Origin of the sequence: Nocardiopsis alba DSM 43377 (assembly GCF_000341225.1) — a bacterium.
Classification (GTDB): Bacteria; Actinomycetota; Actinomycetes; order Streptosporangiales; family Streptosporangiaceae; genus Nocardiopsis; species Nocardiopsis alba.
Window position 1 is genome coordinate 22,968 of the sequence record NZ_ANAC01000004.1, and the last position, 23,666, is coordinate 46,633.

Below are 23,666 nucleotides of genomic sequence, written 5' to 3' on the forward strand. Positions count from 1 at the left end.
TCATGCTCGGAATGGTTCTCGCCGCAGGCGCGGGGCGCCGTCTGCGTCCCTACACCGACAGCCTCCCCAAGGCCCTGGTGCCCGTCGACGGCGAGACGACCATCATGGACATCTCGCTGCGCAACCTGGCGGCGGCCGGGCTCACCGACGTCGTCGTCGTGGTCGGCTACTGCGCCCAGGCGGTCGAGGAGCGCAAGGAGGCCCTGGAGGAGCGCCACGGCGTCAAGATCACCCTCAGCTACAACGACAAGGCCGAGGAGTGGAACAACGCCTACTCCCTGTGGACCGCGCGTGAGTTCTTCTCCGAGGGCGTCCTCCTGGTCAACGGCGACACCGTTCACCCCGTGAGTGTCGAGGAAACGCTACTCGCCGCCAGGGGACCGGAACTCCTCCTCGCGGTGGACAACGTGAAAAACCTCGCCGACGAGGAGATGAAGGTGACCCTCGACGAGGACGGTCACCTCCAGAACATCACCAAGCTGATGGACCCGGCCACCGCCGCCGGCGAGTACATCGGCGCCACCCTCATCGAGAGCTCGCTCGACTCCCGTCTGGCCGACGCCCTGAAGGCCACCTGGGAGCGCGACCCGCAGCTCTACTACGAGGACGGCTACCAGGAGCTGGTCCGCCGCGGCGAGAAGATCGCCGTCGCCCCCATCGGCAAGGTGGACTGGGTCGAGGTCGACGACCACGACGACCTGGCCAAGGCGAGGGAGATCGCGTGCCGCTACTAGCCCGAATGCTCCCCTCGCCCCTGGCGATCGACGTGCGCCGCGGCGCCATCTCCTCGCTGGGAACGGTGCTGGCCGACCGCCGCATCGCCACCGAGGGACGTATCGCCGTGGCCGTGGGCCCGGGTCAGGGGGCGCAGATCGCCGCCGACCTGGACCTGCCCCAGTGCGAGGTCTTCCAGGTCGAGGAGGGCACCGTCGACGCGGCGACCGAGCTCGGCAAGAAGCTGCGCTCGGGCGCCTACGAGGCCGTGGCCGGCATCGGCGGCGGCAAGACCATCGACGTCACCAAGTTCGCCGCGACGATGGCGGGCATCCCCATGGTGGCGGTGGCCACGAACCTGGCCCACGACGGCATCGCCTCTCCCGTCAGCTCCCTGGAGCACGAGGGCGGCAAGCCGTCGATCGGCGTGACCATGCCCATCGCGGTGGTCATCGACGTCGACTACGTCCAGGCGGCCCCCTCGCGTCTGGTCCGTTCCGGGATCGGCGACGTGGTCAGCAACATCTCGGCGATCGAGGACTGGGAACTCGCCGGGAGGGTGAACGACGAGCCGGTCGACGGCATGGCGGTCACCTTCGCGCGCGTGGCGGCCGAGGCGGTCCTGCACCGCCCCGACTCCATCGAGTCCGACGGTTTCCTCAAGGTGCTGGCCGAAGGGCTGGTGCTGTCCGGGATGGCCATGTCGGTCGCCGGTTCCAGCCGGCCCGCCAGTGGCGCCTGCCACGAGGTCCTGCACGCGGTGACCCAGCTGTACCCGGGGGCGGCCAACCACGGCGAGCTCGCGGGTCTGGGCTCCCTGTACGCGTCGTTCCTGCGCGTACGGCACCTGGACTGGCCTCAGGCCCGGCTGGACGAGATCCGTTCCTGCCTGCTCCGCCACGAACTGCCCATCGTCCCCTCCGACGTCGGTCTCGACGAGGCCTCGTTCGCGAAGGCGGTGGCGCACGCCCCGGACACCCGTCCGGGACGGTTCACCATCCTTGAACACCTGAACCTCTCCGAGGCCGAGATCGGGCGGAGTGTCGCGGACTATGTCGAAGCCGTCGGTCGCTGAGGTCCGCGCGGGAGGTCAGCCCGCGGGGATCAAGGAGCGCGTCAACGAGGAGCACTGGGCGGGTCGTCTCTACATGAGGGACATCTCCCCGTACCTGTCCACGCTCTTCGTGCGGCTGCGGGTCCCCCCGAACCCCATCACCTACCTGATGATGGTGTTCGGGGTGCTCGCCGGCGTCGTCGTCGCCTTCGGTGGACTGTGGTCGGCGATCCTGGCCGCGGTGATGGTGCAGATCTACCTGCTGTTGGACTGCTCCGACGGCGAGGTGGCCCGTTACACGGGGCGCACCAGCGTGGCCGGGATCTACCTCGACCGGATCGGTCACTACGTGTCCGAGGTCGCCCTCCTCGTCGGTCTGGGCATCCGCGCCCAGGGAGAGTTCGAGGCGGGCGGCTGGGTCGTCCTCGGTATGGCGGCCGCGCTCGGCGTCGTGCTGATCAAGGCCGAGACCGACAACGTGGTCGTGGCCCGTGCCAAGGCCGGGCTGCCCGAGAAGATCACCGAGGAGGCCATGCGGCCCAAGTCCTCGGGGTTGAGTCTGGCCCGTCGTCTGGCCTCGGCGCTCAAGGTGCACCGCCTCATCCAGGCGGTCGAGCTGTCCCTGATCGTGGTGGTGGCGGCCGTGGCCGACCTCTTCCTCGGGGATCTGCTCGCCACCCGGATCCTGGTGGTGGCCTGCGCGGCGGTGGCCGTCCTGATGAGCTTCGCCCACTTCGTGAGCGTGCTCGCCTCCCGACGCCTCGAATAACGCGTCGATGACGCTCCGGTGACGTTACGGGGCCGTGGACGGTACCCGGTCCACGGCTCCGTACACTCCACTTTTATCCTTTCGTTAGTCTGTTTCTGCGAACGTTGACATGTGTCCACCTGTCAGCCGCACGTCGTCCATTGAACGGTTCGCGATCATGGCCACACCAGTGATTCCGCCCTCGCAGGGCTCCGTCTCGTCCACCGACTCCGGTACGTCCAGGGCGCGGGACCCCCGAGCGCAGGAACGGAGCGGTCCTCAGGTGCCCGGTAAACCCACTCTGTCCTGTGTCCTGCTGACCATGGGCACCCGCCCCGCCGAGCTGCGCAGGGCGATCACGAGCGTGTTCGAGCAGGAGGGCGCCGACGTCGAGGTCATCGTCGTCGGTAACGGCGCCGACCTTCCGGAGCTGCCGGAGAACGTCGTGACGGTGCGGCTGCCGGAGAACCTCGGCATCCCGGAGGGACGCAACCACGGGGTGCGGGCGGCCCACGGCGACGTGATCCTGTTCCTGGACGACGACGGCTGGTACCGCTCCATGGACCTGGCCCGGCACGTGCGCGACCGTTTCGCCGAGGAGCCGAGGCTGGGCGCCCTCTCGTTCCGGATCGCCGACCCCGACGGCGGCCCCGACCAGCGTCGACACGTCCCCCGCCTGCGCGTGGGCGACTCCCGCAGGTCGAGCGTGGTCACCACGTTCCTGGGCGGGGCGTGCGCCATCCGTCGCACCGCCTTCGAGGAGGGCGGCGGCCTCCCTGGCGAGTTCTTCTACGCCCACGAGGAGACCGACCTGGCCTGGCGGATCATGGACGCCGGCTACACCATCGAGTACGACGCCGACGCCGTGATGTACCACCCCGCGGTGGCGCCGACCCGACACGAGAACTTCTACCGGCTCAACGCCCGCAACCGGGTGTGGCTGGCCCGCCGTAACCTGCCCTGGCCGCTGGCCTTCGCCTACCTGGGCACCTGGGTGGGGCTCACGGTCCTGCGCGAACGCGACAAGGAGTCGTTGAAGGCCTGGTTCGGCGGCTTCCGCGAGGGCTGGCGCGAGGACGCCGGCCGTCGCACGCCGATCGGCTGGCGTACCGCCTGGCGGATGACCCGGGCCGGCCGGCCGCCGATCATCTGAGCATCGCACCGTCTTCTCCGAGGAGGTCGTTCTGGGCGCCATCACCCTCGTCCTGCTGTTCGGGGCGCTGCTGTTCGTCGCCGTCGTCGTGGGGGTCGTGGTCATCGCCGTGACCTCGAACCGACGTCGTACGCGGGCGCGACACCATCCGGCCGGATACGGACCACCACCGGGGTACGCTCCGCCGTACCCTCCGGGGCCGGGAGCCGGCGGCCACCACCCGGGGCAGCGGGGTCCCCTCGGGCCCTGACCGTTCATCCCACGCGTGACGAAGGGGGCGGGCGCCGTACGGCGCCCGCCCCCTTCGTGTGCTCTCCCGAGGGGATCAGATCTCGGTGACGACCTCGTCGTAGTCGAGGCGGGGGAGACGGTCGAACCAGGCGTCGGGGCCGGGCTTGCCGATGTTCATGACGACGAGCGGACGCTGCTTGGAGTCCTCGCCGAAGAGCTCCTTGCGCAGGCCCTCGGCGTCGAAGCCGGTCATCGGGCCGGCGGCCAGACCGGCGGCGCGCACGCCCACGATCAGGTAGGCGACCTGGAGGAGGGCGTTCTGGAGGGCCATGGACTCGCGGGCCTCGACCGGCATGCCGGCGAAGTTGTCGCGGGCGTCCGGGGCGACCGGGAAGGTCTTGGGGAAGTGCTCGTGGAAGTCGCTGTCGGCGGACAGGACCAGGGCCAGGGGAGCGGTGGAGGTCTTGGGGGCGTTGTTGCCCTGCATGTGGCGGACCAGACGCTCACGGGCCTCGGGGGAACGCACGACGGTGACGCGCAGCGGCTGGTTGTTCATGGCCGTGGGGCCGAACTTGACGAGGTCGTAGATCGCGCGGAGCTGCTCGTCGGTCACCGGCTCGTCCGTGAAGGAGTTGGCGGTGCGGGCGCTGCGGAACAGAAGGTCCTGGGCGTTCTTGTCGAGGGCCAGGGTGTCGGTCATGATCGAAAACCTCGTTGTGCTCTTGAACGTGGGAAGTCTCGCCCGAGGGCGACGAGCAGCACAACCTAGTTTGCTAGGAAGATATTTCTATAACCGACCATATGTGACGTCATTCACTAAGGGCGGTGCGCGGATGCCGCCGGCGCTGACGGGGTACGCGCCCCGGCACGATGGTCGGAGTGGTGGGCTCGGGGCGCTCATCGGAGACCTTGGGCCCCCCGGCCTCGGCCACCCACTCCTCCAACTGCTTCACGAACAGTCGGGCCTGGACCGGCCAGTGGAAGGACCTCTGCGCGATCCGGTGGCCGGTGCGCGCGTACTCGCGGCGGACCTGTTCGTCCCGCCGTAGCTCCAGCACCGCCTCCGCCGCGGCCTCCGGGTCGCCGAAGGGCACCACGATTCCGGAACGACCCTCGGGACGACGGGTCACCAGGGCCTCGGCCATCGGGTTCGGCGTGGTCACCACCGGAAGCCCGTGCGCCATGTACTCCACGACCTTGGTCGGCAGGGAGTGCCGGTAGTTGTCGGTGTCGTGGAGCAGGCTGATCCCGGCCAGGGCGCCCGCCGTCATCCGCAGCGCGTGGTCGTTGGGCACGAACCCGTACCAGTGCAGGGCGTTCTCCTGGTGGGCCTCGCGCAGAAGCGGTCGGATCGACCCGTCGGCGTTGCCGATGATCTCCAGGCGCACGCCGTGCTCGCGCAGCCGACGCCCCATCTCCACCATTTCGAGGGCGCCGCGGGCCTTGGACACATGGCCCAGGTAGACGACGCGCTCGTCGCCGGGAGGGCGCAACGGGACGTCGGGGACCTCGGTGGTGTTGGGGACCACCGGGTGGTTCCCGCGGAAACGGGGACGGTAGCCCTCCTCGGCCAGGAGCAGACGCATCCGACGCTCGGCCCTGCGCTCGAAGCCCCGGACGACCCGACCGAGCGGGCGACGCAGCGGTTCGGGGATCCAGGGCTTGGTGAGCAGGGCGGCCGGGGTGTCCTCGTGCACGTCCCAGACGGTCACGGGTCGCTTGGAGGGGAGCGCGAGCAGGAGCTCGGGGTCGTGGAAGAGCAGCAGGTCGGCCTGGGGCGCCAGCGCCGCGAGGGCGGACCTGGCGGCGCGCAATGAGGAGAGTCGGTCGCGGCCCTGGGCGCGCGGTACGTCGACGGAGCGGACCCGGTCCCAGGGGGTCACCCCGCACTCCCGGAACGGGGCGACGTAGGTGACGGTGTGTCCTGCGTCCACCAGGGCACGGATCTGGCGGTGCAGGATCCTGGCGTCCTCCGGGTGGTGCACGATCGTGGCCACAAGCGCGTGCATGAAGATCACCTACGTGTGTCACCGATTTGTACCGACTACAGCGATGATCTGCCGTTTAGCGGCGATATTCGCTGTACGACACGGTATTCACCTGGGGAAACGCACGGAGGACACCCGGATGGACTCCGGGGGTGGTTCCGGTGAACCTTCGGTCGGCGGGTGGTGAACACACGAAGGCACGCCGTCGAACGCCATGGGCGTTCAGAGCGGCGTGCCCTGGTGAACGGCTCTGTTCTACAACACCTGAAGACCTTCGCGCTGGATTCGCCGGCGCTCCTGTGTCGGCACCCCGGCGGCGATCGCGGTCTCCTCCGGCTCGGAGCGGCGCAGGACGCCCCGGGTGTCCAGGAGCAGTCGCGCGTACTCGCTCAGCAGCTTGGGCCGGTAGTCGCTGTGGTCCGTGAGCAGGATGGTCAGGTCGGCCTCGGCCAGGGCCTGCTCCAGGTCGGTGGAGCGGGGCACGTCGACGCCGTCCACCTGCCAGGACTCCACGTGCGGGTCGTGGTAGGTGAGCGTGGCGCCCTTGGCGGCCAGCTTGCGGGCGACCGGACGCGCGGGCGACTCACGCTGGTCGGCGATGTCGGCCTTGTAGGTCACGCCCAGCAGCAGGACCTTGGAGCGCGACAGGGCGAGCCCGGACTCGTTGAGCAGTTCCTGGGCCCGCTGCATGACGTAGGACGGCATCCGCCCGTTGATCTCCTGGGCCAGCTCGACGAACCGGAACGGGTAGCCGAGGGTCTTGACCTTGTAGGAGAGGTAGTTCGGGTCGATCGGGATGCAGTGACCGCCCACGCCCGGACCCGGGTAGAAGGCCTGGAAGCCGAACGGCTTGGTGGCCGCCGCGGCGATGGAGTCCCACAGGTCCACGCCCAGCTCCTGGCAGAAGATGGCCATCTCGTTGACCAGGGCGATGTTGACGTGCCGGTAGGTGTTCTCCAGGAGCTTGGCCATCTCGGCCTCGCGGGTGCCCCGCGCGCGGACGACCGTCTCCACGAACCGCCCGTAGAAGGAGGCCGCGGCCTCTCCGCACGCCTCGGTGAGGCCCCCGACGACCTTGGGCGTGTTGGCGACGCCGAAGGTCGGGTTGCCCGGGTCGATGCGCTCGGGCGAGAAGGCCAGGTGGAAGTCGGACCCGGCGACCAGGCCCGATTCCTCCAGCAGCGGGCGGACGACCTCGTCGGTGGTGCCCGGGTAGGTGGTGGACTCCAGGATCACCAGGGTGCCCGGGGTCAGGTGGGCGGCGATGGCCTTGGCGGCCGAGGTGACCGCGCCCAGGTCCGGGCCGCCCTCCGCCGACAGCGGGGTGGGCACACAGATGACGATGGTGCGCGCCGTGGCCAGGCACGCCGGATCCGTGGTCGCGCTGAACCCCTGGTCCAGCATCATGGCCACGTCGTCCGAGGACAGGTCGTCGACGTGCGAGATCGCCTGGTTGAGCCCGTCGACCACACGGTCGCTGACGTCGAAGCCGGTCACTCTCAGCCCCGAGGACACGGCCTCGGCGGCCAAGGGTAGACCGACGTAACCGAGCCCGAGGACGACGAGATCGGTCGCCGAGCCGTTGTTCTGCTCGGGGACAGTGGCTGGGTTGTTGGCTGCGGCATCCACTTCGTGGTCACACTCGCATTCATTTCGTGAACGGGCGCACATATTCGAGGACTGCCATTCGGAGTGATGGACGTCCGAGTGTAGGCAGCTGTTGTCCACGGTTACGGGATCTGGCCTGGTCCGGACATTTTTCGAATGAGAACCCGATACGCCTGGTTGTAGCGGTATGCGGCTTCAGTCCATGTGCGCTTCGCGCCTACACGGTCCTGACCTGCTCGTCCATAGGACGTCCGCTTTTGCCGACTGTAGGCGAGTTTTGTGATGACATCAGCTAGACGTGCCGATTCGCCCGCCGGAATTAACTCTCCTGTCACCCCTGGTTCCACGATCTCTCTAAGAGCAGGAAGATCACTGGCAACAACGGGAAGTCCTCCCGCCATGGCCTCCACGGGTTTCAAAGGCGTCACCAGACGGCAGACCCGTTCATCTCGGCGAGGGACGACGAACACGTCGAGCGCCGCGTGATGGTGACGGACCCGATCGGCCGGGACCCGCCCGGTGAAGTGCGCGGCGCCCTCCAGGCCGAGCCGGTCGGCCAGGGAGCGCAGGGCCGGCAGTTCGGGCCCGTCGCCGACGATCAGGGCGTGCGCCGACCCGCCCTGTTCGCGCAGGAGCGCCACCGCCTCCAAGAGCACGTCCAGCCCCTCGTACCCGAAGCAGCTCGTGGTGGTCCCCACCACGAACTCCTCGGCCCCGATGCCCAGGCCCTCGCGGACCTCGGAACCCGAGGGCAACGGGTCCAGGAAGGAGGCGTCGACGGCGTTGGGCACGACCAGCAGTCGCTCCGAGGGGACCCCGCGGTCCTCGATGTCGGCGCGCATGGCCTCGCCCAGGGTGACCACCAGATCGGCGGCGAGCATGCACTCGGTCTCACTGGCGCGTTCGGCCTTGTAGAAGGCGTCGTCCACGCTCCGGGAGGGATCCCTGGACAGCCACGACTCCTCCAGGAAGCCCCGCACCTCGTAGACCACGGGCAGGTCGTACCGGCGTCCCAGCTCCAGGGCCAGGCGCGCGTTGTGGTGGTTGCTCGCCGCGTGCAGGACGTCCGGGCGCACCTCCTCCACCAGCCGTGAGGCCAACCGCAGCCCGACCCGCAGCTCCTCGGCGGGATCGGCCGGAGCGGTCCAGGACAGCAGACGGTGGTAGGTCACACCGTCGATCTCCACCCGGGTCCGCGGATCCGGAACGCCCTTGGTGAGCGGGTAGCCGACACGGGTGACCACGTGCACGTCCATGCCCGCCTCACGCTGGGCCACCGCGATCTTGTGCGTGCGCTGGGTGTACCCGGCGTTGGTGTGCGGCAGGGCGTTGGTGACCAGGTGCAGGACCCGGGGGGCGTCCTCCGCGAGGGCCGGTCGCCGAGCGTTCACCGTGTCGTCAGGCCGCGTTGGCGCATCGCGGGTTAACGTGATCCCGTGACGGTCAGGCGAAACGGACATGGACGCGGGGACGGCACGTCCCGTGGCCAGGGCCGTCCGATGCTCGGCCGTACTCCGATGCGGACCCGGTGGGATGCGTTCCACGAGTTCACGGGCGGTCTCGGAATCGCCGGCGGCCAAGGCCGCGGTGACCAGGCGCCCCAGTCCTCGGGGAGAACGGCGGGACGCCGCGGCCAGCAGCGCCTCGCGGGCCTCCTCGCGTCGACCCTGGTCCCACAGGGAGTAGGCGCGTGGCAGGGCACCCGAGCGGGCGGCCACGGCGCGCACCGGACCACGCAGCGGACCCGGCATCAACCGGGCGGCCAACAGCGGCAGCCGGGCGGGGTCGGACCGCATGTGGTTCCAGGCCAGCGACGCGGTGAAGGTCACCGCCCGGGGCCACAGGGTGCGCGGACGAGACGGTCGGGGTTCGGGAGTCTGGGTGTCTTGCACGGTCAGTCACACAACCACGTGGACGTGACCAGGTGGTGACACCACGGCGACATGGGCGGGACAGATGGGGCAAAGAAGCCCGCCACTCGAACGGATCGTCCCGTATGTTCCCGATGTCCACCTCGGAGTCGCCCCCTCCGAGTCACCGACACCACAGCCAACGTGAACACCAGCAGAAGGAAACAACCGTGGCAACGAGTGCCCCCCCAGGCAGTGAGGACACCGCGATCGCGCACGTGGTCGGCGCCCGTCCCAACTTCGTCAAGGCCGCCCCGGTCGTCTCCGCCCTGCGCGGTCGAGGCGCGCACCAGCGGGTCGTGCACACCGGACAGCACTACGACGACCGCATGTCCGCCGTCTTCTTCCGGGACCTGGGCCTGCCCACCCCCGACGTCGATCTCGGCGTCGGATCGGGCTCGCACGCCTCCCAGACCGCCGCGCTCATGGTCGGTCTGGAACGCGAGTTCGTCGAGAACCCGCCCGGAGCCGTGGTGGTCTACGGCGACGTCAACTCGACCGTAGCCGCGGCCCTGGTCGCCGCCAAGCTCGGCATCCCGGTCGCGCACGTCGAGGCGGGGCTGCGCTCCTTCGACGACACCATGCCGGAGGAGATCAACCGCAAGGTCACCGACCGGCTCAGCGACCTGTGCTTCGCGACCAGCCCGGAGGCCGTCGGCCACCTCGCCGGCGAGGGCATCGACCCGAGCCGCGTGCACCTCGTCGGCAACCCGATGATCGACACCCTTCTGGGCAACCTCGACCGCTTCGACGCCGACGCGCTGCGCGCACGACTCGATCTGCCCGAACGCTACGTGGCGGCCACCCTGCACCGGCCGGCCAACGTCGACGACCCCGACAGCGTCGCCCGCCTGACCGGACGCCTGCACGAGATCGCCGACATCGTCGACGTCGTCATGCCCGTGCACCCGCGCGGCAAGGCCTCCTTCGACCGGGCCGGTCTCGGCGACCACCCGCGCGTACGCCTCCTCGAACCGCTCGGCTACCTCGACTTCGTCGCCCTCACCCGGGGCGCCGAGGCCGTGGTCACCGACTCCGGCGGCGTCCAGGAGGAGACCACGATCCTCGGCGTCCCCTGCCTGACCCTGCGCCCCAACACCGAACGACCGATCACCATCACCCATGGCACCAACCGGCTCGTCACCGAGGCCGACCTGCTCGCCACGCTCGACAAGGTCCTCGACGGCCACGTCGGCGAACGCCTCGGAGACACCCCGCCGCTGTGGGACGGACGGTCCGGTGAGCGCATCGCCTCGGTCCTCACACAGTGGTCCAGGTGAGAGAAGCCATGCAGCCCTCCCACGCGCACCCCGGGGGTCCCGAACGGTCCGCCGTCCGGTCGACCCCGGGCCTTCGCACCCGTCCCGGCACACGTCGGACGGCGTTCCCGCCGAACCAGGGTGCCGCGCACCCGAGGGGCGACAGGGCCGTCCGACCCGAGCACAAGGTGGCAGACCGTGAAACGGCGTGAACAGAGCCAGACCGAACAGCTTCGGCAAGCCCTGGCCGAACGCGAGGCCCAGCTTCAGGAGGCCCAGGCCCGCCTGGCGGCGCTGGAAGGGTCCACCTCCCTCCAAGTGGGGCGGGCTCTCACCGCGGCGGCCAAACGACCGGGCCGCTCCCTGGTCCGCCTGCCGCGCGACCTCTACCGTCTGTGGCGCCGCAGCGGTACCACCAACCACGCCGAACGCCGCCGGGTCGAACCGGTCCGCTCCTTCGACGCCGAACGCCAGGAGGCCCGCCTCCTCACCGGCCTCGGAGGAGGAGGCACCGACCGTCTGGTCGCCGCTACCGTCGTGGGACCCGAGGTCCAGAAGGCCATCGACCCCTATCTGAGCTCGGTGGTGCTGCGCCCGCACGACGCGCAGATCGTCATGGACGCCGTCGACGTCGACCTTCTCCTGGTCTCGTCCTCGGCCGCCGCCCCCGGTTCCTCGTGGGCGCACGTGGGCGACCCGGCCGCCGTCGACCGCACCCGGGCCCTGCACTGGGTCCTGGAGTCCGCCGGCTCCCGAGGCATCCCCACCGTCCTCCTCGACGACGGGACCGCCCCGCCCGCACTGCGCAGGCTCGGCTTCGACCGCGTGTACAAGGGCGACGCCGGGGTGCCCCTGCACCTGTTCAACCCGGTCGCGGCCGAGCTCGCCCTCGGCCCCGAGGCGGTCTACGTCCGCACCGGCCCGGACACCGTCGTCCCCGACGTGCTCCTCGAACTCGGCGTGGGCGTGATCGACGTGGACTCGCCCGGACTGGCCGACGCCCTGCGCGCCGCGAACGTCGCGGTGATCCCCGAATCCACCCCCGGCGAGGCCGCCCTGCGGCGCCGGGCCTGGGCCTGCGGCACCCGGGTGGTCTCCCACCCGGCCGTCCCCGCCCCCGAGAGCGAGGACCTGACCGTCAGCGTTCCCCGACTGCGTTCGCTCGGCCCCACGCCGCGCGAGGTACGGACCATGCTCCGCCAGGTCTTCCTGGAGGAGGCCACCCCGGTCCGCCTGGCCACGCTCCTGGAGGGCCTCGACTTCTCCGAGGGGACCCCCGGCACCGAACTCCCGCTCAGCGGGCGTGGCGTCGCGGTCCTGGCCGACCCGGGCTCCGCGGAGGAGGCCGATCGACTCGCCGAGGACCTGCTCTCCTCGCGCCTGCGACCGGCCGAGGTCGTCGTCCCCGACACCGCGGGCCGGCTACCCGGCCTTCAACGGCTGCGGGCGGAGGGCGTCACCGTCCTCACGGTCCACCTCTCGGCGCCCGACACCCCGGAGGAGCTGGAACGGGAGGCCGGCACCACCGGACCGGGCGGCCTGGCCCCCGGGCAGTGGGCCGCCCTGGCCGAACGCGCCACCAGACCTTGGGCCTACCTGTGGACCGGAACGATCGGCGGACACCGTCTGGTCGACCTCGTCTGCGCGGCCGAGTGCTCCGGCGCCGACGCCGTCGGGATCCCCGACACCGCCGAACACGGAACCGAACCGGACGGGGGCGGGGAACGCGGCTTCTTCGACCGGAACACCGGGGTCCGACAGTACGTGTTCGTCACCGGGATCGAGCCCGAGCTGGCCCGCACCGACCTGCTCCGGAAGTCCTGGCACCCACGAGAATGGAACCGGCGCGGCACCCGACTCCTGGCCCTGGGACCGGACCACGGGACGGGGCCCGACGGCGACGACGAGGGTTCCACCCACGTCGACGCCTCCACGGGGGCCGTGGGTTGACCCCCGTCCGTTCGTCACCCGCCGCCACCCTCGACGGACGCCCGCGGCGCGGTGACTCCCGTCCGTCGCCCGGCGGCGACGGCTCCGGCGCGGCGAACTCTCCCGCATGGGCCACCCACCAGCATCCGAAGGGAAGAACGTGAGCACAGTTCCTCCGCGCGCACTCTTGTACGGCGACGTGGACCTCAACATCATCGACGGTTCGGCGATCTGGGCGCAGTCGATGGCCCAGGCCCTGGCCGCGGCAGGTTGCGAGGTCACCTTGCTGTTGAAGGCGCCGGTGCGCACCGACCGGCTCACGGCGCCCTTGGAGGAGGTCCCCGGGGTCCGACTGGTCCGTCCCTACGAGGACCGTATGCTCTCCGACCTCGGTCCCCGGGGGATCACCCCCGAGCAGGCCGTGGAGCTGGCGGGACGACTGCACGCCCGTAAGCCCTTCGACCTGGTGGTCGTCCGGGGCCGTCGGGTCGCCGGTCTGGCCGCCCAGGAGGAGGCCCTGTCCGGACGTCTGTGGACCTACCTCACCGACTTCCCGCACAGCGTCGACGAACTGACCGCCACGGCCACCGCCGAACTCACCGAGATCGCCCTGGCCTCCCGCTTCCTGCTCTGCCAGACCGAGGAACTGCGGGCGTTCCTGGAGACCACGGTGCCCGCCGCGTGCGGACGTTCGGTGCTCTTCCCCCCGGTCGTGGTGGTGCCCCCGGGCGTCTCCGCCGACGGACAGGTGCACGCCCGCACCCGCCTGACCTACACGGGCAAGTTCGCCCCGCGCTGGAACACCCTGGAGATGACCGGGCTGCCCGAGGAGCTCTCCCGTCTGGGAGTCGACTCGGAACTGGTGATGATCGGCGACAAGATCCACGCCGAACCCGCCGACTGGGCCAAACGGATGCGCAAGGCCCTGGAGGGCACGCCCAACGTGGACTGGCGCGGCGGTATGGCCCGCGCCGAGGCGCTGCGCCAGTCGGCCGAGTGCGACTTCGGGCTCTCCTGGCGCGACCCGGACATGGACGCGAGCCTGGAGCTGTCCACCAAGGTCCTGGAGCTGGGCGCGCTCGGCCTACCGGTGGTGCTCAACCGGACCCCCATGCACGAGGCGATGCTCGGTGAGGACTACCCGCTCTTCGCGGGGGAGGACACCGCCTCGGTGGCCGCCGTGATCGCCCGCGCCTACAACGACCGCGCCGTGTACGCCGACGCGGCGGAACGCTGCCGGACGGCCGCCGCCGACCACGCCCTGGAGCGGGCCGCCGAACGACTGCGCGGCCACCTGGCCGAGGCCCTGCCGGCCGCCCCCGAGGGCACCGACCCCGAACTGCCGTTGAAGGTGGTCATCGCCGGCCACGACCTGAAGTTCTTCACCCGCCTCGCCGAGTACCTCGACTCGCTGCCCGGTCTGGACGTGCGCATCGACGAGTGGGAGGGACTGAGCACCCACGACCAGTACCGTTCCCGCGAACTCGCCGCCTGGGCGGACGTGGTCATCTGTGAGTGGTGCGGCCCCAACGCCCTCTTCTACGCCAAGTGGAAGCGGCCCGAGCAGCGCCTGATCGTCCGCCTGCACCGTTTCGAGCTGTACGCGGAGTGGCCGCGCCGCCTGGACGTGTCCAAGGTCGACGCCGTGGTGTGCGTGAGCCCCCACTACGCGGACCTGACCCGCGAGATCACCGGCTGGCCCGCCGAGAAGGTGGTGGTCCTGCCCAACTGGGTGGACGATCGCCAACTGGACCGTCCCAAGCTGGCGGGGGCCGAGTACTCGCTGGGCATGATCGGTATCGCGCCCTCCCGCAAACGCCTGGACCGAGGCCTGGACGTGCTCGCCGAGCTGCGACGTCTGGACCCGCGCTACACGATGTCGGTCAAGACCAAGCAGCCCTGGGAGTACTGGTGGATCTGGAACCGTCCTGAGGAGCGGACCTACTTCGAACGGGTCTACCGGAGGATCCAGCGCGACGAGTCGCTCGCCTCAGGGGTGATCTTCGACCCCTTCGGCCCCGACGTGGCCACCTGGCTGCGCCGGGTCGGTTTCATGCTCTCCACCAGCGACGACGAGTCCTTCCACCTGGCGCCCGCCGAATGCGCGGCCTCCGGGGGAGTGCCGGCTCTGCTGCCGTGGCCCGGTTCGGACACCATCTACGACCCGCACTGGATCCACGACGATCCGGTGGCGATGGCCGAGGCGATCCACGCGACGGTCTCCGAGGGCCGGTTCGCCGAGGAGAGCGAACGCGCCCGCGCCGAGGTGACCTCGGTCTACGGCCTGGAGCGGGTGCGTTCCCTCTGGAGCGACCTGGTCGTCCAGGACCGGCTTCCCGAACAGGCCCCCTCCACCGCCCACGCCACCACCGGAGGCTGACCCTCGCCCTCGTCCTCCTACCCCCACCCCTGGAGTCGGGGTGGGAGGTCGTGTGGCGGTCACACCCTGCTGTGGTCGGGGTGGGAGATCGGGTGCGGGTTACACCCTGCTGTGGCTGGGGCCCGAAAGTGTTCGCTTTGCGCCTCCGCTTCGCTTCGGCGCGTGTTCGGGCGCCAAGGGAGGGAGCGTTCTTCATCCTCGTCCACGCCTGGCTCGTTCCTCGCGGGCGGCTCGACTCGTCTTGCAGAACACTCCCGGCGCCCGAACGGGCAACCCCCCGTGGCGAGGTAGGAGATCGCGTGCAGCGACCCCCTGGGGTACCGGAGGGTGCGGACTCCCACCTTCACCCCCAGGGGTGGGACCGGTACCCGCCCTCCTACCTCGACCCCCAGGGGGTGGAGGCACACCCCTAGACAGGCCCCGTCATCTTCGACAGGCCGCCGGCTCCGGCGGGCAGGAAGAGCGCGAAGGTGGTGGGCCTGGTCTGGACGAGTTCGATGCGGGCGCCTTCGGATTCGGCGATGTGGCGGGCGAGCGCCAGGCCGAGGCCGGTGCCTCCGCCGCCGCTGACCTCGCGTTCGAAGATGCGTCCGGAGAGGTGTTCGGGCACGCCCTCACCTTCGTCGCTGACCTCTATGCGGACGGACTGTCCGGTGTCGAGGCGGCGGATGGTGACGGTCCCGGCGCCGTGTTTGTAGGCGTTCTCGACGAGGGTCGCCAGGATCTGGGCGAGGTCGGCGGGGACGGTCATGGCGGTCAGGCCGGGGTCGCCGGTCACCAGGAGCCTGCGTTGTTCCTGCTGGAAGACGGGGGACCATTCGGCCTGGAGATGGTTGAGGACGGGGTCGAGGGCGACGGCCTCGACCTCGGGGTTCTGGCTCTTGCGGGCGCGGCCGAGCAGGCTTTCGACGGTCTCGGTGAGGCGTTCGGCCTGGGCGAGGGCCGCTTCTCCCTCTTCGCGTACGACCTCGGGGTTGCGGGCCTCGGCGATGATCTCCTCCAACCGCATGGTGAGCGCGGTCAGCGGGGTGCGCAGTTGGTGGGAGGCGTCGGTGGCGAAGTGGCGTTCGGTGGCGATGAGGCCTGCGATGCGTTCGGCGCTGCGGTCCAGGACCTCGGCGACGCGGTCGGCCTCCGGTATGCCGTAGCGGTGGCCCCAGGGCGTGGTGACGCCGGAGCCGAGACGTTCGGCGGTGGCCGCCAGGTCGACCAGGGGCAGGGTGAGCCTGCGGGCCTGGACCATGGACAGACCGACGGCGACGCCGATGGCCAGCAGAGACAGTGAGGCGATGCCGAGCCAGGCCCGGATGACGCTCTCCTGAAGTGATTCGGAGTCGGTCCACACTTCGACGGTGGTGCCCGCCTCGGTGGTCGCCGAGCCCCGGATCAGCCCGGGGGAGTCCGCGGCGCGAGGATTGAGCCTCGGGTCTCCGGCCGTGAGCACGGTGGAACCGTCGGCGGTGGTGATCCGCACGTAACGGTCCTTGTACTCCCGGTCGATCGAGGTCAGGTCGACCTCGTCGTCCCGCTCGAGCATGTTGTCGATCTCGAAGCCGAGCAGCTCCGCCTCGCCCTCGATCTGGCGGCTGTTCTCGTCGTGCACCAGTTTGTAGGTGAGCGCACCCAGCGGCAGTCCGAGCAGCATGACGGCGATGACGGTCACCACCAGGGTGGAGAAAACCATCCGCCTGCGCATGTCACCTCACGTCCGTCCGACCCGGGCGAGGTCGACCGGGGAACGCGTCGAACCCAAGATCGTGTCAGTCTCGTTCGAACCGGAAGCCGACGCCCCTGACGGTCGTGATGTAGGACGGCTGGTTGGCGTCGTCGCCGAGTTTGCGGCGCAGCCACGAGATGTGCATGTCGAGGGTCTTGGTCGACCCCCACCAGTTGGTGTCCCACACCTCGCGCATGATCTGTTCCCTGGTGACCACCTTGCCCGCGTCGCGTACGAGGACGCGGAGCAGGTCGAACTCCTTGGTGGTGAGCTGGAGTTCACGGTCGCCGAGCCAGGCTCTACGAGAGTCGTTGTCGATGCGGACCCCGTGGACGACGGGGACCTCGGCTCCTCCGCGACGCAGCAGGGCGCGGACGCGGGCGAGGAGCTCGGCGAGCCGGAAGGGCTTGGTGACGTAGTCGTCGGCACCGGCGTCCAGGCCGACGACGGTGTCGACCTCGTCGGCGCGGGCGGTGAGGATGAGGATCGGCGTTCCGTGTCCTTCGGCGCGGAGACGACGTGCCACCTCCAGACCGTCCATCTCGGGCAGGCCGAGGTCCAGGACCATGAGGTCGATGTCTCCGGCGCGGGCGCGGTCGAGTGTCTCAACGCCGTTGACGGTCACGTCCACCGTGTAGCCCTCGCGGCGTAGCGCACGCGCGAGAGGCTCGGAGATCGAGACATCGTCTTCGGCCAGCAAAACGCAGGTCATGGAGCCGATCGTAGGTCCAGGGTGGCGCATTTCCCTATTATGCGCGCCGGATGGCCCAAGGTTGACCGAAAATACGCTAATCACATAACGGTCAAATAGGTTAATCGGCTACGTAGATTCTTTTCTTTGGACTTTCTTGGTGTGGTCGGGGAGGAACTCCGATGACGAAGAGTACCGCGCGCACGAAAAGAAGCACGGAACACGGAAAGGGGCCGACGCCCGTCATGGACGTCGGCCCCTCGATCCCGGATCACCGGATCCTCGTTCAGCCCCTGCGGGGCACGACCTCGAAGGTCAGCGGACCCGCCAACACCTCACCGGTGTCGGTCAGCAGGTAGGCCCGGTGCTCGCCCGTGCCCAGCCCGCGGGTGTTCGTCACGGCACGGCCCTCGGACTTGTGGGCCTTGATCTCCGCGAAGGGGGCGTCGACCCCCGGCTCGTCACCGCCGCGGAAGATCGCCACGACGTTCCCGGCGTCCGGGGCGTCGGTCGTGTAGCGCAGGTGCATCGCGATGCCGTCGCGGACCGGGGTCCGGTCCAGCTCCAGCGTGGAGGAGGGGTCGCCGCCCTCGCCTCCGTCGTCACCGGGGACGGTGGCCTCGTCACCCACCACGATGCGGCCGGAACCGCCCTCGGGGTAGTCCTCGGCACCGATCCGGCCCTCCAGGGTCTCGGTGACGAACAGCTCCAGGGCGCCCTGGTAGTTGGAGCCCACCACGGTGTAGTCGGCGCCGCGGAACGGGTACATGTCGCCGCCCCGCGCGGAGAAGTCGTTGGTGGCGATGGTGATGGGGTCGCCCTCCACGACCTCGCCGTCCTCGACCAGCACGGTCCCGTCGTGCAGGATCACGTTGCGCACGCGCTCGCCCGGGGTGAGGACGGTGCCCTCCTCGTCGACCACCTGCGCGGTGCGCTCGGGGTCGTAGGCGAAGTTGACCCCGCCGACCTGCATGAACCCGCCGTTGGCCGCCGGCGCGGCCACCACGCTCTGCTCCAGCAGTTCCTTGACCTGGGAGCGGGGGATGTCCGGGACCACCGCGACCTGGTTGGCGAACGGGGCGATGGAGTAGGTGTCCAGCACGGTGATCGGACCGGACGGGATGAGCGACGCGTTGCGGATGCCGCCACCGTTCTGGATACCGATCTGCGGCTCGGGAACCCCGTACTCGGCGGCGTTGCGCGCGCCTGTGTCCAGCAGGGCGTCGGCCATCAGGTTCCCCAGGTTGGTCTCCTGGGTGCGCACGCCGGGGGACTGGCGGCCTTCGAGGTCGACCTCGCTCTGAGCGATCTCGGTCTCGGCGAGTTCGTTCACGTGGTCGGCCACGGGGCCGGAGACGCGCTCCTCGATCTCCGGGTGCGGGGTGACGGAGCCGTCCACCACGACCGGACCGGAACGGTCGCCGACGGAGACCAGGTTCCCCTCGGCGTCGAAGTTGATGACGAGACGGCCCACGTACTTGTAGTTGGAGCCGGCCGTCACGATCGGGACGTCGACCCCGTCGGGGTTCTGGGCCACCAGCGGATAGGTGAGCGGCTCACCGGTCCCGGGGTGGGTGTTCACCGAGTCGCCGGGCACGAGGACGTCGTCCTCGGAGCCCATCACCTCGTGGCCGCCGCCCGCGACGATGGCGTCGACGTCGGTCAGCTCACGGGCGACCCGCTCCTCGTAGGTGATGTTCTGGAGGTGGGAGATCATGATGATCTTGTCCACCCCCTCCTCGGTGAGGCGGTCGACCTCGGCCTGCACCGGGCCGACGATCTCGTCCACGACCACGTCGCGGGAGCTGGTGATGGTGGCCAGCGGCGGGTAGAGGGCGCCGACGATGCCCACCTGCTCGCCATTGGCGTCCACGACGGTGCTCGGGGCGATCCTGCCGGAGGCCTCGTGCGCGGCCAGCCCGGGCTCGGCGGACACGTCCACGTTGGCGGCGACCACGGTGGTGTCCTCGGACAGTTCACCGATGAAGTCGGCGTACAGGTCGGGGCCGAAGTCGAACTCGTGGTTGCCCATGGAGATCGCGTCGTAGCCGACGTAGGAGGCGCCGATCGCGTCGTAGAAGGGGGCGTCCTCCTCCAGGGAGGCGGCGAGCTCCGGGCCGGGCAGGTACATGTCACCGGAGTTGACGGTGACCACGCCGCGGTTCTCGGACTCGCCGGCCTCGGCGTCGACGCCGGCGTTCTCGTCCTCACGCAGCTCTTGGACGAGGGTGCCGAACCGGGCGGCCCCGCCGTATTCCGGATCGGCGGGGGCACCCAGCAGCGCCGACTCGGGGTCGTTCGCGTGCAGGACGGTGAGGGTGAAGGCCGCCTCGTCGGAGGCGTTCATGGGTTCGGCCGCGGCGGCCGGCGCTAGGGGCACCACCAGCGCGCCGCTCAGGAACAGTGCGCCGGAGGCACGCACGAGTCTGGACATGTCCGCTGTTACTCCTTCGGGGGATCGTGCGGGGGAACTGTCGGGGGCACCGCCGGGGTGAACGGGGGCGGAGCCTGTTCACCCTAGGCGTGGTCGGGTGTTGAGGCACGGACCAGGGGGTTACGATTTGCAGAATCTCCCGGCGTTCGAAGGACGACCGCCCCGCACGGGTCGTCCGAGGTCACCGTCCGCCGCGGCCGGTCGCCCCGGGTGACCGGACCGGGGCGCGATCCCGTACCGATCGTCGGGAGCCCGTGGCCGTCGCACCGGCGCGCCTCTACCATGGTGGGGACCGTCGGCTCGCTCATCCCTCGGAGGACGTCCGTGTTTTCCTCTGGCCAGGACCCGTACGACCCGAATCGGGGCGGGGTCCCCTCGCCGCGCGGGATGTCGGACTTCAACGCACGCTTCGAGGCCATGGGCCCCGACGCCCCCATGCCCGCGAAGGTCGTGACGACCCGCATGCTGATGTACATCGGCGGCGCGTGCGGTGTCCTGCTCTCCCTCATCTTCCTGCTGCCCCTGGCGTTCCCGACCGACATGATGGCCCAGGCCCTGGACGAGCAGACCGCCCTCATGGCCGAGGAGGGGGTGGAGATGGTCATGGACGTCGAGACGATGCGCGCCCTGATGGCCGTCTACGCGCTCGTCACCGGCCTGTACGGCGTGGCCTCCCTCATGCTGGGTCGGCGGCTGGCCCGCCGGACCGTCGGCGCTTACTGGGGCGTCGTGGTGTTCCAGGGGCTGGCCGGCCTGTTCCTGCTGTGGAACGTCCTCGGCGGCGGGCTCCTCATGCTCGTCCCGCTGGGCTTCACCTGCTGGATGCTGGCCAACATGTTCTCCAAGGAGGGGCGCGCCCACTACGGGCTCCTCTGACGTCGTCCCGATCGTCGTCGACCTCTGGCACTCTCGGAGGAGACGACGATCGTCGGCGAGGGAGGACGGATGACACCGGAACGGTTCATCGACGTGGCCCTGTGGTTCCCCGAGACGGAGGAGAGCGAACCCTTCGGCCCCGGGCCCCTGGTCTACAAGATCGCCCGGCAGAGGATGTTCGCGCTGCTCATGCCGGGTGACGAGGACCGGCCGGCCGTGGTCAACCTCAAGTGCGACCCGGAGACGGCGCTGGAACTACGGGCCCTCTTCCCGGCCGTCACCCCCGGGTGGCACATGAACAAGCGGCACTGGAACTCCGTGCGGCTGGACGGGACCGTCCCCGACGACGAGTTCGTGGAGATGGTCGACCACTCCTACCGGAGCGTCGCCCGAGGCCTGCGTCGCGCCGACCGCGACCGGGTGCTCGGGGCCCTGGGAGACCGACTTCCGACGGACGACGCCGACGACCGAGAAAGGACGGCGACGCGCGGTGCCCACCCCATCCGAGACCTCTCCTCCCTTCAAACAGGCCGTGGTCCAGGGCGTCCTTGAACGCATCACCTACGCCAACGAGGAGACCGGGTACACCGTCGCCAAGGTCGACACCGGTCGGGGCTCCGACGACCTGCTCACCGTCGTCGGCTCACTCCTCGGGGTCCAGCCCGGCGAGGCACTGAGGTTGCGCGGCCGTTGGGGCTCCCACCCCCGGTACGGCCGCCAGTTCCAGGTCGACGACTACACCACCGTGCTGCCCGCCACGGTGCAGGGCATCCGCCGCTATCTCGGATCCGGCCTGATCAAGGGCATCGGACCCAAGATGGCCGAACGGATCGTCGGCCACTTCGGAACCGACGCCCTGGACGTCATCGAGGAGGATCCCGCCCGGCTGATCGAGGTTCCGGGGTTGGGCCCCAAGCGCACCCGGCTCATCGCCGACGCGTGGGAGGAACAGAAGGCCATCAAGGAGGTCATGCTCTTCCTCCAAGGGGTCCAGGTCACCACCTCGCTGGCCGTGCGCATCTACAAGCAGTACGGCGACGCCTCGATCGAGGTCGTCCAGAAGGAGCCCTACCGGCTCGCCGACGACGTGTGGGGGATCGGCTTCAAGACCGCCGACACCATCGCCCAGGCGGTGGGCATCCCGCACGACAGTCCCGAGCGGGTCATGGCCGGGATCCGGTTCACCCTGTCCGAGTCGAGCAACGAGGGGCACTGCTTCCTGCCCGAGGAGCGGCTGATCTCCGCCGCCGTGAAGATCCTCCAGGTGGAGGCGGGGTTGGTGATCGAGTGCGTGGCCCGCCTCGTCGCCGACGAGGGGGTGGCCCGGGAGAACGTCCCCGGCCCCGAGGGGGAGCCGGTCCGGGCCGTCTACCTGCTGCCCTTCCATCGTGCCGAGATGGGTCTGGCCACCGGGCTGCGCACCCTGCTGGACACACCCGAGGAGCGCATGCCCGCCTTCGCCGACGTCGACTGGCCGGTGGCGCTGGACTGGCTCGACCGCCGCGCCGGTACCTCCCTCGCCGAGGCCCAGAAGGAGGCGGTCCGGGAGGCCCTGTCCCGGAAGGTGTGCGTGCTCACCGGCGGACCCGGCTGCGGCAAGTCCTTCACCGTCTCCTCCATCGTCACCATGGCGCGGGCCAAGGGCGCCGAGGTCATCCTGGCCGCGCCCACCGGTCGCGCCGCCAAGCGCCTCACCGAACTCACCGGACACGAGGCCTCCACCGTGCACCGGCTCCTGGAGTTGCGCCCGGGCGGTGAGGCCGCTCACGACCGGGACAACCCCCTCGACTGCGACCTGCTGGTGGTCGACGAGGCCTCCATGCTCGACCTCATCCTGGCGAACAAGCTGGTCAAGGCGGTCCCGCCGGGAGCCCACCTGTTGCTGGTGGGGGACGTCGACCAGCTCCCCTCGGTCGGCGCCGGGCAGGTCCTCCGCGACCTTCTGGAGGAGGGGTCGCCGATCCCCAGCGTGCGGTTGACCCACGTCTTCCGGCAGGCCCAACAGTCCGGGGTGGTCACCAACGCGCACCGGATCAACCAGGGGGAGCCTCCCCACCTGCGGGGGATGGCCGACTTCTTCCTCTTCCCCTGTGAGGAGACGGAGGAGGCCGCGGAGATGACCGTCGACGTGGTCGCCCGCCGCATCCCCCGACGCTTCGGGCTCGACCCGCTCCGCGACGTCCAGGTGCTCACCCCGATGAAGGGCGGCCCCGCCGGTTCGGCCAACCTCAACTCCGCGCTCCAGGCCGCGCTCACCCCGCCGGGCGAACGTGTCTCCGAACGTCGGTTCGGCGGCCGGATCTTCCGGGTGGGCGACAAGGTCACCCAGATCCGTAACAACTACGAGAAGGGCCGCAACGGTGTCTTCAACGGCACCCTCGGGGTGGTCACCGGCCTCGATCCCGTCGCCCAGGAGGTGACGGTGCGCACCGACGAGGACGAGGAGATCGCCTACGACTTCGCCGAACTCGACGAGCTGGCCCACGCCTACTCCATCACCGTGCACCGTTCCCAGGGCAGCGAGTATCCGGCGGTCGTGATCCCCGTGACCACCAGCGCCTGGATGATGTTGCAGCGCAACCTGCTCTACACCGCCGTCACCCGGGCCAAGAGGCTGGTCGTGCTGGTGGGATCCCGTCGTGCCCTGGCGCAGGCGGTGCGCAACGTCTCCTCGGGGCGTCGTCACACCGCGCTCGGCCATCGACTGCGTCTCTCCGGTTACTCGAGCGCCGATTCCCTCAACTGAGCGCCCATTGCGTGGGGAAAAGACCGTTTTCGTCCCTGAATAAGTTCGAAAACCTTCCCCGAACCACCCCCATGGGCTCATCCGGATGCATAGGCTCTCGAACAGTCACTCGTTCACCGGCGAGAAGCTTCCCGCGAGTGCTATCGAGGCCAACATGAGAAACGGCGCCCTTTCCTCCCCCCGGAGAGCGCCGACCCCCGGGCGCCGGCCGCAGAAGGCCGGCGCCCG

The 23,666-nt window shown here is 70.0% G+C and carries 17 protein-coding genes; 10 read left to right on the forward strand and 7 right to left on the reverse strand.

The genetic code is table 11. The features are described 5' to 3' along the window. Positions 1 to 2: 2 nt before the first annotated feature. The 4 genes from D451_RS0103585 to D451_RS0103600 all read left to right on the forward strand — a co-directional run bounded on the left by D451_RS0103585 (position 3) and on the right by D451_RS0103600 (position 3,669). Positions 3 to 734: a phosphocholine cytidylyltransferase family protein gene (locus tag D451_RS0103585; RefSeq protein ID WP_014908159.1), complete on the forward strand. Its 732-nt coding sequence runs from the start codon at positions 3 to 5 to the stop codon at positions 732 to 734. Between the two features lie 5 nt (positions 735 to 739). Beyond that, positions 740 to 1,789 (forward strand): iron-containing alcohol dehydrogenase family protein, encoded by a 1,050-nt coding sequence (locus tag D451_RS0103590; RefSeq protein ID WP_014909142.1) that lies wholly within the window; start codon positions 740 to 742, stop codon positions 1,787 to 1,789. Further along, complete coding sequence (locus D451_RS0103595; protein ID WP_014912685.1) at positions 1,767 to 2,537, forward strand: CDP-alcohol phosphatidyltransferase family protein; 771 nt, start codon at positions 1,767 to 1,769, stop codon at positions 2,535 to 2,537. The genes D451_RS0103590 and D451_RS0103595 overlap by 23 nt, the downstream gene beginning before the upstream one ends. Positions 2,538 to 2,838: 301 nt before the next feature. After that, on the forward strand, positions 2,839 to 3,669 hold the full coding sequence (locus D451_RS0103600; protein WP_193789589.1) for a glycosyltransferase family 2 protein: 831 nt from the start codon (positions 2,839 to 2,841) through the stop codon (positions 3,667 to 3,669). A 325-nt stretch (positions 3,670 to 3,994) separates the two neighbouring features. Here D451_RS0103600 and D451_RS0103610 read toward each other — a convergent pair whose 3' ends face one another. The 4 genes from D451_RS0103610 to D451_RS0103625 all read right to left on the reverse strand — a co-directional run bounded on the left by D451_RS0103610 (position 3,995) and on the right by D451_RS0103625 (position 9,292). Beyond that, on the reverse strand, positions 3,995 to 4,600 hold the full coding sequence (locus D451_RS0103610) for a malonic semialdehyde reductase (protein ID WP_017533453.1): 606 nt from the start codon (positions 4,598 to 4,600) through the stop codon (positions 3,995 to 3,997). A 109-nt stretch (positions 4,601 to 4,709) separates the two neighbouring features. Beyond that, positions 4,710 to 5,909, reverse strand: a complete 1,200-nt coding sequence (locus D451_RS0103615) for a glycosyltransferase (protein ID WP_026124797.1) — start codon at positions 5,907 to 5,909, stop codon at positions 4,710 to 4,712. Between the two features lie 234 nt (positions 5,910 to 6,143). Then, positions 6,144 to 7,517, reverse strand: a complete 1,374-nt coding sequence (locus D451_RS0103620; RefSeq protein WP_017533455.1) for a nucleotide sugar dehydrogenase — start codon at positions 7,515 to 7,517, stop codon at positions 6,144 to 6,146. Positions 7,518 to 7,618: 101 nt separating this feature from the next. Beyond that, positions 7,619 to 9,292: a glycosyltransferase family 4 protein gene (locus D451_RS0103625; protein ID WP_193789590.1), complete on the reverse strand. Its 1,674-nt coding sequence runs from the start codon at positions 9,290 to 9,292 to the stop codon at positions 7,619 to 7,621. A 284-nt stretch (positions 9,293 to 9,576) separates the two neighbouring features. On the opposite strand from D451_RS0103625, the gene wecB reads away from it, so the two are divergent. From wecB to D451_RS0103640, 3 genes are all read left to right on the forward strand, one after another. After that, positions 9,577 to 10,686: a non-hydrolyzing UDP-N-acetylglucosamine 2-epimerase gene (wecB, locus tag D451_RS0103630; RefSeq protein WP_014912035.1), complete on the forward strand. Its 1,110-nt coding sequence runs from the start codon at positions 9,577 to 9,579 to the stop codon at positions 10,684 to 10,686. Between the two features lie 177 nt (positions 10,687 to 10,863). Beyond that, complete coding sequence (locus D451_RS0103635) at positions 10,864 to 12,615, forward strand: hypothetical protein (RefSeq protein ID WP_017533457.1); 1,752 nt, start codon at positions 10,864 to 10,866, stop codon at positions 12,613 to 12,615. Positions 12,616 to 12,781: 166 nt separating this feature from the next. Then, positions 12,782 to 14,974 carry a glycosyltransferase gene (locus tag D451_RS0103640; RefSeq protein WP_017533458.1) on the forward strand — a complete coding sequence of 731 codons (2,193 nt, stop codon included), beginning with the start codon at positions 12,782 to 12,784 and terminating at the stop codon, positions 14,972 to 14,974. Between the two features lie 409 nt (positions 14,975 to 15,383). Here D451_RS0103640 and D451_RS0103645 read toward each other — a convergent pair whose 3' ends face one another. From D451_RS0103645 to D451_RS0103655, 3 genes are all read right to left on the reverse strand, one after another. After that, positions 15,384 to 16,670: a sensor histidine kinase gene (locus tag D451_RS0103645; protein WP_026124799.1), complete on the reverse strand. Its 1,287-nt coding sequence runs from the start codon at positions 16,668 to 16,670 to the stop codon at positions 15,384 to 15,386. Between the two features lie 64 nt (positions 16,671 to 16,734). Beyond that, complete coding sequence (locus tag D451_RS0103650) at positions 16,735 to 17,403, reverse strand: response regulator transcription factor (RefSeq protein WP_014911258.1); 669 nt, start codon at positions 17,401 to 17,403, stop codon at positions 16,735 to 16,737. A 265-nt stretch (positions 17,404 to 17,668) separates the two neighbouring features. Next, entirely contained in the window at positions 17,669 to 19,816 is a 2,148-nt protein-coding gene (locus tag D451_RS0103655; protein ID WP_017533460.1) for a bifunctional metallophosphatase/5'-nucleotidase, read from the reverse strand. A 324-nt stretch (positions 19,817 to 20,140) separates the two neighbouring features. On the opposite strand from D451_RS0103655, the gene D451_RS0103660 reads away from it, so the two are divergent. From D451_RS0103660 to recD2, 3 genes are all read left to right on the forward strand, one after another. Beyond that, positions 20,141 to 20,692 (forward strand): hypothetical protein, encoded by a 552-nt coding sequence (locus tag D451_RS0103660; RefSeq protein ID WP_014909583.1) that lies wholly within the window; start codon positions 20,141 to 20,143, stop codon positions 20,690 to 20,692. A 69-nt stretch (positions 20,693 to 20,761) separates the two neighbouring features. Continuing rightward, a complete protein-coding gene (locus D451_RS0103665) occupies positions 20,762 to 21,244 on the forward strand; it encodes an MmcQ/YjbR family DNA-binding protein (RefSeq protein WP_014911329.1) in 483 nt (160 codons plus the stop codon). Further along, positions 21,183 to 23,438, forward strand: a complete 2,256-nt coding sequence (gene recD2, locus D451_RS0103670) for an SF1B family DNA helicase RecD2 (RefSeq protein ID WP_026124800.1) — start codon at positions 21,183 to 21,185, stop codon at positions 23,436 to 23,438. The genes D451_RS0103665 and recD2 overlap by 62 nt, the downstream gene beginning before the upstream one ends. The last annotated feature ends 228 nt before the right edge of the window (positions 23,439 to 23,666 follow it).

Excerpts from the sequence above, each read along its gene's own strand:
- D451_RS0103655 (WP_017533460.1), bottom strand. The coding sequence starts at position 19,816 with ATGTCCAGACTCGTGCGTGCCTCCGGCGCACTGTTCCTGAGCGGCGCG.
- D451_RS0103615 (WP_026124797.1), bottom strand. The coding sequence starts at position 5,909 with ATGCACGCGCTTGTGGCCACGATCGTGCACCACCCGGAGGACGCCAGG.
- D451_RS0103590 (WP_014909142.1), top strand. The coding sequence starts at position 740 with ATGCTCCCCTCGCCCCTGGCGATCGACGTGCGCCGCGGCGCCATCTCC.
- D451_RS0103665 (WP_014911329.1), top strand. The coding sequence starts at position 20,762 with ATGACACCGGAACGGTTCATCGACGTGGCCCTGTGGTTCCCCGAGACG.
- D451_RS0103610 (WP_017533453.1), bottom strand. The coding sequence starts at position 4,600 with ATGACCGACACCCTGGCCCTCGACAAGAACGCCCAGGACCTTCTGTTC.
- D451_RS0103650 (WP_014911258.1), bottom strand. The coding sequence starts at position 17,403 with ATGACCTGCGTTTTGCTGGCCGAAGACGATGTCTCGATCTCCGAGCCT.
- D451_RS0103645 (WP_026124799.1), bottom strand. The coding sequence starts at position 16,670 with ATGCGCAGGCGGATGGTTTTCTCCACCCTGGTGGTGACCGTCATCGCC.
- D451_RS0103585 (WP_014908159.1), top strand. The coding sequence starts at position 3 with ATGCTCGGAATGGTTCTCGCCGCAGGCGCGGGGCGCCGTCTGCGTCCC.
- D451_RS0103600 (WP_193789589.1), top strand. The coding sequence starts at position 2,839 with ATGGGCACCCGCCCCGCCGAGCTGCGCAGGGCGATCACGAGCGTGTTC.
- D451_RS0103625 (WP_193789590.1), bottom strand. The coding sequence starts at position 9,292 with ATGCGGTCCGACCCCGCCCGGCTGCCGCTGTTGGCCGCCCGGTTGATG.
- D451_RS0103595 (WP_014912685.1), top strand. The coding sequence starts at position 1,767 with ATGTCGAAGCCGTCGGTCGCTGAGGTCCGCGCGGGAGGTCAGCCCGCG.